The organism is Acinetobacter sp. CAU_H_S139_7, from assembly GCF_058599305.1.
Window position 1 is genome coordinate 2,278,439 of sequence record NZ_CM178651.1, and the last position, 12,173, is coordinate 2,290,611.

The 12,173-nt window shown below is 41.4% G+C and carries 9 protein-coding genes, 4 tRNA genes, 1 pseudogene and 1 other annotated feature; of the genes and pseudogenes, 10 read left to right on the forward strand and 4 right to left on the reverse strand.

The window, feature by feature from the left end; genetic code table 11:
- Positions 1-541: 541 nt before the first annotated feature.
- The gene (gene argG, locus AC4MC0_RS11170) at positions 542-1,885 is read left to right on the forward strand and encodes an argininosuccinate synthase (RefSeq protein WP_004694013.1); all 1,344 of its coding nucleotides are present in this window, start codon (positions 542-544) and stop codon (positions 1,883-1,885) included.
- A 55-nt stretch (positions 1,886-1,940) separates the two neighbouring features.
- Here the strand turns inward: argG and AC4MC0_RS11175 are convergent, their stop codons facing one another.
- Positions 1,941-3,203: a GGDEF domain-containing protein gene (locus AC4MC0_RS11175; protein ID WP_005399762.1), complete on the reverse strand. Its 1,263-nt coding sequence runs from the start codon at positions 3,201-3,203 to the stop codon at positions 1,941-1,943.
- Between the two features lie 151 nt (positions 3,204-3,354).
- On the opposite strand from AC4MC0_RS11175, the gene pyrC reads away from it, so the two are divergent.
- The 4 genes from pyrC (at position 3,355) to AC4MC0_RS11195 (ending at position 6,651) form a co-directional block, all read left to right on the forward strand.
- Positions 3,355-4,389 (forward strand): dihydroorotase, encoded by a 1,035-nt coding sequence (pyrC, locus tag AC4MC0_RS11180; protein WP_005399763.1) that lies wholly within the window; start codon positions 3,355-3,357, stop codon positions 4,387-4,389.
- Entirely contained in the window at positions 4,374-5,033 is a 660-nt protein-coding gene (rnt, locus tag AC4MC0_RS11185) for a ribonuclease T (protein ID WP_005399764.1), read from the forward strand. Before pyrC ends, rnt begins: the two co-directional genes overlap by 16 nt.
- 20 nt (positions 5,034-5,053) lie before the next feature.
- Positions 5,054-5,129, forward strand: a tRNA-Glu gene (locus AC4MC0_RS11190).
- Between the two features lie 109 nt (positions 5,130-5,238).
- Positions 5,239-6,651, forward strand: a complete 1,413-nt coding sequence (locus AC4MC0_RS11195) for an amino acid permease (protein WP_039889727.1) — start codon at positions 5,239-5,241, stop codon at positions 6,649-6,651.
- A 298-nt stretch (positions 6,652-6,949) separates the two neighbouring features.
- Here AC4MC0_RS11195 and AC4MC0_RS11200 read toward each other — a convergent pair.
- Positions 6,950-8,183: pseudogene (locus AC4MC0_RS11200) on the reverse strand (IS3 family transposase).
- Positions 7,792-7,908 (reverse strand) — a sequence feature (AL1L pseudoknot). (Overlaps the previous pseudogene by 117 nt.)
- Before the next feature lie 328 nt (positions 8,184-8,511).
- Here AC4MC0_RS11200 and AC4MC0_RS11205 point away from each other — a divergent pair.
- The 4 genes from AC4MC0_RS11205 (at position 8,512) to AC4MC0_RS11220 (ending at position 9,392) form a co-directional block, all read left to right on the forward strand.
- The gene (locus AC4MC0_RS11205; protein WP_491887054.1) at positions 8,512-8,961 is read left to right on the forward strand and encodes an alpha/beta fold hydrolase; all 450 of its coding nucleotides are present in this window, start codon (positions 8,512-8,514) and stop codon (positions 8,959-8,961) included.
- A 132-nt stretch (positions 8,962-9,093) separates the two neighbouring features.
- A tRNA-Glu gene (locus tag AC4MC0_RS11210) sits at positions 9,094-9,169 on the forward strand.
- 24 nt (positions 9,170-9,193) lie between these two features.
- A tRNA-Glu gene (locus tag AC4MC0_RS11215) sits at positions 9,194-9,269 on the forward strand.
- A 47-nt stretch (positions 9,270-9,316) separates the two neighbouring features.
- Positions 9,317-9,392 (forward strand) — tRNA-Glu (locus AC4MC0_RS11220).
- Positions 9,393-9,469: 77 nt separating this feature from the next.
- Here AC4MC0_RS11220 and AC4MC0_RS11225 read toward each other — a convergent pair.
- Positions 9,470-10,078, reverse strand: a complete 609-nt coding sequence (locus tag AC4MC0_RS11225; RefSeq protein WP_491887055.1) for a YiiX family permuted papain-like enzyme — start codon at positions 10,076-10,078, stop codon at positions 9,470-9,472.
- A gap of 62 nt (positions 10,079-10,140) precedes the next feature.
- Between AC4MC0_RS11225 and AC4MC0_RS11230 the strand changes: the two genes are divergently transcribed.
- The gene (locus AC4MC0_RS11230) at positions 10,141-10,806 is read left to right on the forward strand and encodes a glutathione S-transferase N-terminal domain-containing protein (protein WP_491887056.1); all 666 of its coding nucleotides are present in this window, start codon (positions 10,141-10,143) and stop codon (positions 10,804-10,806) included.
- 7 nt (positions 10,807-10,813) lie between these two features.
- Here AC4MC0_RS11230 and AC4MC0_RS11235 read toward each other — a convergent pair whose 3' ends face one another.
- Positions 10,814-12,058: an NADH:flavin oxidoreductase/NADH oxidase family protein gene (locus AC4MC0_RS11235; RefSeq protein ID WP_491887057.1), complete on the reverse strand. Its 1,245-nt coding sequence runs from the start codon at positions 12,056-12,058 to the stop codon at positions 10,814-10,816.
- Between the last annotated feature and the right edge of the window lie 115 nt (positions 12,059-12,173).

Consider the following 12,173-nt stretch of genomic DNA (forward strand, 5'->3'; position numbering starts at 1 on the left):
AAAGAGAAACAAACCAATAATGACTTATGCTTGGCTTATTTTGATTTAAAATGAAGTAAAACTTCAATTAAAAGTTAATATTGGTATGACCAATATTAACTACCTTCATAAACTAGATCATATTTCAATCAAATTAATATCATTGTTTTTACTGATATTTTTATGAAAATAATGCCAATTTTAGACTTTAGTCTAATAATATAAAAAATAATCACCGAACTTAAATCCAGCTTAATACTCAAAAAATGGAAAAATCACACAATATTGGTAATACCAATTTAAAACCAAACCAACTCCACCACTTTTCTGATTAATTTACAGCCTAAACATCTTCTAAAAAGACAAAAATTGAGCACACAATATAGGAACCGATTTTATCCAGAAATTTTTCAACAGTATCGATATGCACATGAGCTTTAATATTTTTAAAGCCCTATGATTTTTTAGAAAAACCATTTGGAAAAGTGCTACAATCGCGGACATATTTATTCTTTCAGGCCACCCATTCTCGGTGCCTATATTTATATCGTTAGGATTAACAATGACTGATAATGCAACTATCTTGCAGAATGTCCCAGTTGGCAAAAAAGTTGGTATTGCCTTCTCTGGTGGTCTAGATACTTCAGCTGCACTTTTGTGGATGAAACAAAAAGGCGCAGAACCTTATGCTTATACAGCAAACTTAGGTCAGCCTGATGAAGACGACTACGATGCGATTCCAAAAAAAGCGGAAGCGTATGGCGCAGTAAAAGCTCGCTTAGTTGACTGCCGTTTACAGCTTGCACTTGAAGGTATTGCTGCGATTCAATGTGGTGCGTTCCACATTTCAACTGGCGGTGTACCGTATTTCAACACGACGCCGTTGGGTCGTGCAGTAACAGGGACTATGCTTGTTACCGCAATGAAAGAAGATGATGTAAACATCTGGGGTGATGGTTCAACATATAAAGGAAACGATATTGAACGTTTCTACCGTTATGGTTTGTTGACCAACCCTGCACTTAAAATCTATAAACCTTGGTTAGACCAAACGTTTATTGATGAATTAGGTGGCCGTGCTGAAATGTCGCAATTCTTGATCGACAACGGCTTTGACTACAAAATGTCAAAAGAAAAAGCTTACTCAACTGACTCAAATATGTTGGGCGCGACCCACGAAGCAAAAGATCTTGAATACCTCAATGCAGGGATCAAAATTGTTGACCCAATCATGGGCGTTGCATTCTGGAAAGACGACGTAGAAGTTAAAGCTGAAGAAGTATCGATTACTTTTGAAGAAGGCTTCCCTGTTGCAATCAATGGTCAACGTATCGAAGACCCTGTTGAGTTCATTCTTGAAGCCAACCGTATTGGTGGTCGTCATGGTCTAGGTATGTCTGACCAAATCGAAAACCGTATTATTGAAGCAAAATCTCGCGGTATTTATGAAGCACCAGGTATGGCACTTCTACATATTGCTTATGAGCGCTTGGTTACCGGTATTCATAACGAAGACACGATTGAACAGTATCGTATTAACGGTCTACGTTTAGGCCGTTTACTTTACCAAGGTCGTTGGTTCGACTCTCAAGCATTAATGCTTCGTGAAACTGCACAGCGTTGGGTTGCGAAAGCCATCACTGGTACAGTAACTTTAGAGCTTCGTCGTGGTAATGACTACACCATCATGAACACTGAATCTGAAAACCTCACTTATGAAGCTGAGCGTTTGACGATGGAGAAAGGCGATTCAATGTTTACGCCAATGGACCGTATTGGTCAGTTAACTATGCGTAACTTGGACATCACAGATACTCGTGCGAAACTTGGTATTTATACCAATACTGGTTTGCTTGCAGTCGGTACTGGTTCTGCTGTTCCTCAGTTAAAAGACAAAAACAAATAAGTTTGTTGAATGTCAAAAAAACCGCTCATAAGAGCGGTTTTTTTATTTTAGCGATTCATTCTATACACGTCGATGTGGTTAAAGGCTGATAATAAATCTGATTACGTCCCAATTTCTTGGCACGGTATAACGCCTGATCTGCGATACCCAATAATTCGACTTTACTCAAATCTACCTCGCCTTTAAAAACTGTAATCCCTAAACTAATGGTGACAAATGGAGACACTTCAGACATTTCATGCGGAATTTCCAAACGCTCAATCGCTCGGTAAATATTCGAAGCCACCGCATAAGCGCCATGTGCATCGGTTTCTGGCAATAACACCACAAACTCTTCGCCGCCATAACGCGCCACAAAATCCATATGCCGAATCGCATTTTTAATAGATTTTGCAATGGATGAAATCACATCATCGCCCTTTTGGTGACCATAAAAGTCGTTATATTTTTTGAAAAAATCAACATCGATAAACAAAATGGATAAAGGTGTTTCATCCTGACGTGATTGCTCATAATAAGTATCCATCATTTCGTCAAAATTACGCCGATTTGATATCTTCGTCAGCTCATCATTCTGACTTAAATGCAGCAATTCTGAGGTGTGTATTCGATGTATTTTTTCACTAATTTTAGCGCGGCGAATATTTAAAAAAATGATGCGCTCGCGGGCGTAAATCATACGACTGATGATAAACCCCAGCAAACAGCTACCAAACATCACACGCCCCATCACAATCGCATCAAACTTGACCAGCGTTGAAATCAGGACTAAAAATGAAACCCCAGCGGCTGCGATACCAGTCATAAAAACATATCCTGGTTTTACCCCAGTCAGCAAATACCCCAAGACATAAATCATGCAAATGATCATCATCGCTTGATGACGCAAAGCTTCGGTATGCACCGACATGGTCAACCAAGTCGTCGAGACCACGGCCCAAAACACAGCAAACATGGCTGCATAGGCAAAAAAAGGCTTCAGCTTGACAAAATGTGAAAAAACATAAAGGAATAAAAGACAAACTGCTCCATTTAGCAGCCCCAGCAAGCAATGAATAAAATCTTGTTTAAAGTGAGACTGTTCAATAATCCAGTAATCCCCCGGAATCGTCAAAATGGCGAAAATAAAATAAGCCAAAACACCAGACCAAAGAAAATCATTAATATTGCGACGCGCGCGCTCTAAGTTTAGTCGCCAAAACTCTTGTTCTAATTTCTGAGGAAAAACCTGACCAATACGACGGTTGTGTCGTGTAATCAGCTCTTCCATTTTTTCTTTATCGTACTGAAGTTTGGCGAGGTTGTATTTATATTCCATACCAGACCAGATTTAATTCTTGTAGTTGCTTAAAAATAACACAAATTTACAAAGATAAATCATAATAATCAGACAAGATGCCTTTATTTGTCATTACCATTTTTGCCGTATATGCATTATCATCTGTTTTATTTCTTTGACAGAAATCGCCTTGAATACGATTACGATTCTCCAGCCAGATGACTGGCACGCTCACCTTCGTGATGGTCTTGCATTACAACGTACGGTTCCCGATTTAGCCCAACAGTTTTCACGCGCTATTTGTATGCCAAATACCGTACCTCCTGTTAAAACAGTTGAGGAAGCGAATGCGTACCGTGAACGCATCATGGCGCACGTACCAGAAGGCAATGCCTTCGACCCACGTATGGTGTTGTATTTTACTGACACAACTTCGCCTGAAGAAGTCAAAAAAATTAAAAACTCTGAGTTTGTAAATGCCATTAAACTCTACCCTGCTGGCGCGACCACTAACTCAGATAATGGTGTAAGCGACATTCGTAAAGTCTATGCCGTTATTGAGCAACTTGAAGAACATCAGGTTCCATTACTGTTGCATGGTGAAGTCACACATAATCATGTCGATATTTTCGATCGTGAAAAACGTTTCTTAGACGAAGTTCTTTCTCCGTTGCTAAAGCAATTTCCAAAACTGAAATTGGTTTTAGAACACATTACGACCAGTGAAGCAGCTAACTTTGTTTTAGAACAAGACCGCAATGTGGCTGCAACCATTACTCCGCAGCATCTACTGTTTAACCGTAATGATATGTTGGTTGGTGGCATTAAACCGCACTTCTATTGCTTACCCATTTTAAAACGTCAAACCCATCAGCAAACTTTGCTCGAAGTTGCGACCAGTGCCAACCCTAAGTTTTTCTTAGGCACAGACAGTGCACCACACTCTAAAAATACCAAAGAAAATGCATGTGGATGTGCAGGTTGCTACAGCGCACCAACGGCAATTGAACTTTATGCTCAAGCATTCGATCAAGTGGGTAAACTTGAACGCCTTGAAGGTTTTGCCAGCCACTTTGGTGCAGACTTCTACGGTCTACCGCGCAATACTTCAACAATTACACTCGTAAAAGAAGACCAAGTCATCCCTGAGAGTTTAGACTATTTGGATGGTGAACAAATTATTCCGCTGTATGCGGGTAAAACCATTCAATGGAGAAAAGTGTGACAAATGAAACATTGCCAATAATTGGTCAGCGTTTCCGTGGTTTTCTACCTGTTGTTGTCGATGTCGAAACAGCAGGTTTTAATGCACAGACCGATGCCTTATTGGAAATTGCTGCAATTCCGATTATTTATAATGAAGAAGGTCAATTTGTACCGGGTCCTGCACATCACGCGCATATCAACCCCTTTGAAGGTGCAAATCTAGACCGTCGCTCATTGGACTTTATTGGTATTGATCCCTTTAACCCCATGCGCATGGCCATGGCTGAAGACGAAAAAACAGCATTAAAACGTATTTTTAAAGCCGTTAATGAAGTTCGTCGCCAACAAAACTGTACACATGCGGTCTTGGTCGGTCATAACGCCCACTTTGATTTAGGCTTTGTACAAGCAGCGATTGCACGTACAGGAACCAAAAATCAAAACCCATTTCACAGTTTTTCTGTATTTGACACCGTCACCTTAAGTGCTGTGATGTTTGGCCAAACCGTTCTTGCGAAGTCATGTATTCAAGCAGGGATTGAGTTCGATGGTAGAGAGGCCCACTCGGCTTTATACGACACTCAAAAGACCGCTGAACTGTTCTGTTATATTTTGAACAAACTCGCACCACACCTACTTGACACTCTGGTGGCGGATCAATAAGATACCGCCATCCTCGCAACGTCCCTATCGTCTAGAGGCCTAGGACATCGCCCTTTCACGGCGGTAACCGGGGTTCGAATCCCCGTAGGGACGCCATCTCTTGATCTTATCCGATCAACACTTATTCATAATTACTATTATTTCATTGCAGATTTGCAGTTTTTCACTACAATAGCCCGCTTCATTCCTGAACTTATTAACGCTTATGCACTCATCTCCGAATGATGCTTCGCATCAGGGCAATTCTGCGCCTTTAAAACGCGCTATGAGTACTCGACATCTAGTTATGATTTCGCTTGGTGGCGCAATCGGGACTGGCCTATTTTTAGGATCGGGTGAAGTCATTGCACAAACGGGGCCTGTAGGTGCCATTATTTCTTATTTACTCGGCGGGATCATTGCATATATGGTCATGCTGTGTTTAGGGGAACTTGCTGTTCATATGCCTGAGTCTGGCTCATTTGGCGCCTATGCCAAACGCTATATCGGACCAGGTACAGGTTATACCATCACATGGCTGTACTGGCTAACGTGGTCAGTCACGCTAGGAACCGAGTTTACAGCTGCCGCACTGCTCATGCAGGAGTGGTTTCCAGATAGTTCAATGTGGATGTGGACTCTAATTTTTGGTGCATTTGTATTTAGTTTAAATATGATTTCGACCAAATGGTTCGCAGAATCTGAGTTTTGGTTGGCTTTAGTCAAAGTTATCACCGTTGTTATTTTTATTTTATTGGGTCTACTCGCTATTTTTGGCGTGATTGGCTACAGAGGCTATGAAGCTGCGCCTTTATTTAGCAACTTAACGGCTCAGGGTTGGTTTCCAGAAGGCTTGTTCCCTATCTTTACCACCATGTTGATCGTGAACTTTGCATTTTCTGGTACAGAGCTGATTGGTGTTGCTGCGGGTGAAACCAAAGATCCTGCTAAGAATGTACCCAAAGCCATCAATACTGCAATTTTCCGCTTATTGATTTTCTTTGTGGGTACCATCTTGGTCGTAACTTCACTCCTTCCGCATCAAGAGGCAGGTTTAGCGGCTGAAGGCGTGAGTAGCAGTCCATTTGTGACCGTATTCCAGCACATTGGCATTCCTTATGCTGAAGATATCATTCGTTTTGTGATTATCACTGCGTTGCTATCTGCTGCGAACTCAGGACTATTTGCCGCTTCGCGTATGATGTGGTCGCTATCTTACCAAAAGCAGTTGCCAGCAGTCTTCTCAAAAATCAATGCACGTGGTGTCCCTTATGTGGCAGTTATCGTGACCATGATTGGGGGTATGCCAGGTTTACTGTCTGAACAGTTTGCACCTGAAGCCATTTTTACAAACCTTTTAGGTATTGCAGCGTTTACCATGGTCGTCGTTTGGATGAGTATTTGCTTAAGCCAATTTAACTTCCGTCGCCAATGGTATAAACAAGGACGTAAAAAAGAAGAATTAGGTTTTGCAGCACCCCTGTTTCCTATTGTGCCAATCCTTGGCTTTATCTTCTGCTTTATCACCTGCGTCAGCATGGTATTTGATCCAAGTATGCGTATTAGCTTCTTTGGTTGTTTACTGTTTATTGCAGTATGTTATGCGAGTTATTACACCTTTTATCACAAGAAAACTTAATCCGTATTGTTAAAAAGAGCGACTTCGGTCGCTCTTTTTTTTATACTGTTTTTATCAAGTACATCATCGGTGCATGCACGATGAATATTGTATGGATTCATGGGATGAATCAGCAGCACAAGACTGCGCGTACCCTGCTTCAACATTGGCTTGTGATCTTACAACAGGTACTGAGCGAACTTGGCTACGCATATGACCTAACTTATCTTCAGCGGCACAGTCGGCTGGCCTTTTATGGAGATCTTCTAACACGGCAGCATGAACCGTACCAGGTTTGTCGGAGACTTTTTTATTTAAGTTAGGCCACCTGACCTAACGGGTTAATCTTATCATAGTACATTGCTTCAAACTCCAAAGGCGATACATAACCCAGTGCACTGTGTACACGCTTTTTATTGAACCAATCTACCCAGTTTAGTGTCGCAAGTTGTACATCTGCTAAACCTTGCCAATCTGCTTTTAAATATTCAATCACCTCTGTTTTGTATAAGCCATTCACCGTTTCAGCCAGAGCATTATCGTATGAATCACCAGTTGTACCGACTGATGCTCGTAAATTTGCAGCTTCTAAACGATTGGTATAGCGAATAGAAAGATATTGAACACCTCTATCGGAATGATGAATCACATTCTTTGGCATGCCTCGATCGTGCAATGCTTGCTCCAATGCATCGAGCACCATATCTGTATTCATCCGTGTCGATACTTTCCATCCAACAATTGCTCGTGAGAACACATCAATAACAAATGCGGTATATACCCAGCCTGAATGAGTTTGAATATAGGTAAAGTCACCCACCTGAGAAGCACTGCTTCGCAAGGGTCAGGATGATCAGCATTAAAATTACGTTTCACTAAATCATCTGCCCGTTTTTGGTCATCTCGGCTACGGGTGGTTTGTTTATTCTTACCTCGCCAAACACCTTGTATACCTAGCTTTTTCATTAATCGAGCAACTGTACAACGTGCAATAACATAACCCTCACGTTTTAATTTTTGCCAGACTTTACGTACACCATATCGACCTGAACTTTCCTTCCAAATTCGTTTAATTTGTTCAGCATGATGCTCATCATGTAGATCTCGTTTCGCTCGATGTTCTGGATTGTCAGCGAGATCTAAAGTTCGGTAATAGGTTGAAGCTGCGATCGGTAAAATCCTACAAATCGCATCAACACCATATCGATCTTTATTGTTATGGATAAAATCCACCATTATTTGTATGGGCGGTCGAGCTCCGCCTGGGCGAAAAAAGCGGCTGCTTTACGTAGAATTTCATTGGCACGCTTTAATTCTTTAATTTCACGTTCCATTTGCTTCATTTTTTCTTGATCAGATATCTCTTGTACTTTAATAGGATTTTGCTGATCTAAATGCTTTTGATGCCAGGCACGAAGTGTTTCAGGAGTACAACCGATCTTAGGCGCAATTGCTGTGATTGCAGCCCAAGTAGAAGGATAATCTTTTTCAGATTCAATCAATAATTGAACCGCTCTTTCTCTGATTTCAGGGGTATATTTTAATTTTGTCATCGGGATAGTCTCTCAGAATATTGACTCTCCGACAAACCCGGTACGATTCAGCATTTAGAAAACACCCTCAACGCCAGCACCCTCATGCCACAGCATTGGTCTCCTTTTTCCTTTTTGTAATCCTATTCCTGACGCACACCGCCGCACCCAATATCGAACATCAAGCTGAAATTTCTAAAAATCCTCAGCTCACACTTTCAGATGAACTCTCATTCAATAATAAAATTAAATACATCAGCCTCCTCAGCAAAGATCTGGCTTACGTGACTTAGCCAGTTTAATCAACCACTTCCCAGAGCTGCATAGTAGCTTTATTCATCGTTTTTTGATGGAAGCGTATCTATATTTATCCAATCCACACTTCATCCACACCGTGCATACGCGTCTGCATGAGCACTTACACGGTACGAAACCCAATATTGTGATTGCCCACTCTCTAGGCAGCGTGATTGCCTATAATTATTTAATTCAACACCCTGAACTTAAGATTCAAGCACTGATTACCCTCGGTTCACCACTTGCCTTTCGTGTTATTCAGTGTCATTTGCAGCAACCCATTCAACGGCCTGCTGCTTTATACGGTGATTGGATCAACTTTTATTCAGATGCTGATTTTCTAAGTGCTTTTCCACTGAACCAAAAACCGTTTGCTTTTACTCCTGCCATTATCAACAAGCAAATCACCACCGATCTTGCTCATCCTCATCTAATCGAAGGCTATTTACGCCATCCCGAGTTCATCAACAATTTGCTAAGTTTGCTTAAAAAATCGGCTTAAATCATATGATTTTTAATCATTTTATCTAGATTGTTTTAAATTTACGCACTCAACACTTAAAACTGGAATTATTTAGAGAAAAGCGTTTGACACCCCTCTATTTTCGCCCTAATATACGCCCACCTCTGAAACGTCCCTATCGTCTAGAGGCCTAGGACATCGCCCTTTCACGGCGGTAACCGGGGTTCGAATCCCCGTAGGGACGCCAATTTCAGAAGTAAAGTTTTATTAAGTCCCTATCGTCTAGAGGCCTAGGACATCGCCCTTTCACGGCGGTAACCGGGGTTCGAATCCCCGTAGGGACGCCATTACTTAAGATCAAAAGTAATCGGTTTTAAAACATCACTTCTGTACTGTCCCTATCGTCTAGAGGCCTAGGACATCGCCCTTTCACGGCGGTAACCGGGGTTCGAATCCCCGTAGGGACGCCATATTTGAGATTGATTTTTTCTAAAGTCATCTCATAAAAAAGCTCAAGCATTATGACTTGGGCTTTTTTATTGCCGGTCTATTTACGATCAACTTCAATTAAAGCGGTCGAGGCAAAAATAGCCTGTGGTGCAATCACAGTTTCCTTCAAGGGAATGTTTTGCCCATATCGCTGTTGCATGAGTTGCTTGACTTCAGACGAACTTAAATCAAATTGCTTCAGTTTAGATAACGGAGCCAACTCAATATCTAATGCATCATGATAGGCCTTCCAGACTATTTCTGAGCAATATAGCGCACGATTGTCCCACTCAAAATAAAGATCATAAGGCTGACCTAAGTATTGTTCTGCGTTTTTGATCAGTTGCTGCTTTTGCTGAACAGTCAAATTCGCTTTAAAGCGTTTCACCACATAATGCCGCTCAACCCCGCGATCAATCCACTGCTGAAGTGCCGTATATTTTACAGGCTGAACTGCCTCTAAAACCCATACTTTTCCATTTTTATGAACAATTAAACCCATATGGCTATAACGAGACTTGGTCGCTTTTTGTATCCCTAAACTTTGTTGAGACTTCGAGACGTGAAAAATAATATCCCCTGTTTGATAGGATATATTCGCCCATAGCAGTTGAGGACTTACCAACAGTGAAACAGCACTTAAAATCACAACATTTCTATTTTTCATCCTAGATTTCCTTTATTCTTCTTTTTATAGATACGATCAATCACTTAAAACTAAAAATATTTATGATCTTACATCATCTTCAAAACTCACGTTCACAGCGTATTCTTTGGTTACTTGAGGAACTTGAGCTGTCTTATGAAATCAAACTATATGATGCAACACAAGCCAAACAAACGAAGCTCAAGTTTCCGACCCTCGACATTCCACATCATGCTCATACGATACGACTGACGGAAAGCAGTGCAATCGTAGAATATTTATGCCAACTGCACCAGAAGTTGATTATTCCTCATGACCATACACAGTATTGGAACTTCTGTTTTTATAGTCATTATAGCGATGCCAGTCTCATGCCCAATTTAGCATTGAAACAGGTGTTTCAGCACATTAAGCAACAAACACCTTTGGTTGTGCGCTTTGTGAGTTTGGCCTTTCAAAGCTCGTTCAATCGCGCTTATTTAAACCCTGAGCTACATCGACAACTTAAAGAAATTGATACCCACTTAAGCACGCATTCATCCTTTGCAGGCGATGTGTTTAGTTATGCGGATATCTTGATGTGGTTTCCACTCTATGCGGCCAGTTATGCCACTCCGCAGTTTGCTCAGTATAACTCCATTCAACACTATTTCACCCAAATACAAAGCAGACCTGCCTTTAATACTGCTATGACACGCGGGCAATGGTCTGCTTCTTATTTTGAACACTATTGGTCTATCACACAGTAAGTTCTACTTAGGCAGACTTTCTAGAGTTGACTTGCCCTTTAATCACCGCCTTTACATTGCCTTTTAAATAATTAAAAAACACTTTGAGCGGTGACAGTTTCGGATTTGGTCGTTTACCTTCTGCGATATCCTTAAATTGCGCGGCATACCAGATCACTTCCATAATCGCCATTTTATCAATCATCGAAATGCCTGTTTTGATCTTATCGACTGCATAACGCACATCTTGACCTGCAATTAAACGGTTGGTCACGTCAGGTTCTACCGCAAACGGGCGTGCCATCCCAATAAAATCACACGCGCCACTCGCTAAGGCTGCGTTCATACCCGCAGCAGTACGAAAACCGCCTGTCACCATCAACTTACACTGGACTTGTTCACGAATTTTTTCAGCAAACTCTAAAAAGTAAGCCTCACGTGCAATGGTCGACGCTTTACGTTTTTCTTGCTTCACCCCTGCCATCGCAGGTGCTTCATAGCTGCCCCCTGAAATTTCAATCAAATCAATCCCAGCCGCATCAATAGCTTTAAATGTCGCAATGACATCTTCTTCCGAGATTCCACCACGCTGAAAATCTGCCGAGTTGAGTTTGACCGAAATAATAAACTGCTCTGAAGTCACTGCACGTACTGCTTTATAAATTTCTAATAAAAAACGCATACGGTTTTCAGAAGAGCCCCCCCATTGATCTTGGCGTTTATTGGTCAATGGCGATAAAAACTGACTGATGAGATAGCCATGTGCACCATGTAATTGCACGCCTTCAAAGCCCGCTTTCTCACAAATGGCAGCTGAAGTTGCAAAACGTTGGATAATATCAAGGATTTCATCTTCAAGGAGCGCTCGTGGCGTTCCAAAGCTCATTGCTAAAGCAGGGCTAAACGGTACTGCTGAAGGTGCAACCGTTTCCTTATTTAAACCCTTAGGACATTGACGGCCCGGATGTGACAACTGTACCAATTGCACCATGCCATGTTTTTTACCAATCGCAGCCCATTGTTTTAGTGGTTCTAAGTCACGCTCGGTTTCAATCACCACCACGCCTGGCTCATTTTTAGCTCGGAAGTCCACCATCACATTACCTGTAATGGCACAGCCTAGGCCTCCTTTTGCCCAAGCCTCATACAAGCCTAAGTGCAAATGATTCGGCTGGCCAGCATGATTGGCCAGTGCTTCACTCATTGCCCCTTTAATCATCTTATTTTTAAAATGGACCTGCCCAATGTCGATTGCGCTTGCAAGCTGGCTCATGAAAATTCATCCTTTAATATTTTTTAGTGTTTTTACTCTATGTATTTTTTGGCTACAGTCAAGAGAATTTGACAATTCATTTTGTCAAAATTTCTGATCTTTTATTTAGAAAATG

Excerpts from the sequence above, each read along its gene's own strand:
- AC4MC0_RS11225 (WP_491887055.1), bottom strand. The coding sequence starts at position 10,078 with ATGAAAAATAGAAATGTTGTGATTTTAAGTGCTGTTTCACTGTTGGTA.
- rnt (WP_005399764.1), top strand. The coding sequence starts at position 4,374 with ATGGAGAAAAGTGTGACAAATGAAACATTGCCAATAATTGGTCAGCGT.
- AC4MC0_RS11230 (WP_491887056.1), top strand. The coding sequence starts at position 10,141 with ATGATCTTACATCATCTTCAAAACTCACGTTCACAGCGTATTCTTTGG.
- argG (WP_004694013.1), top strand. The coding sequence starts at position 542 with ATGACTGATAATGCAACTATCTTGCAGAATGTCCCAGTTGGCAAAAAA.
- AC4MC0_RS11195 (WP_039889727.1), top strand. The coding sequence starts at position 5,239 with ATGCACTCATCTCCGAATGATGCTTCGCATCAGGGCAATTCTGCGCCT.
- AC4MC0_RS11205 (WP_491887054.1), top strand. The coding sequence starts at position 8,512 with ATGGAAGCGTATCTATATTTATCCAATCCACACTTCATCCACACCGTG.
- AC4MC0_RS11235 (WP_491887057.1), bottom strand. The coding sequence starts at position 12,058 with ATGAGCCAGCTTGCAAGCGCAATCGACATTGGGCAGGTCCATTTTAAA.
- AC4MC0_RS11175 (WP_005399762.1), bottom strand. The coding sequence starts at position 3,203 with ATGGAATATAAATACAACCTCGCCAAACTTCAGTACGATAAAGAAAAA.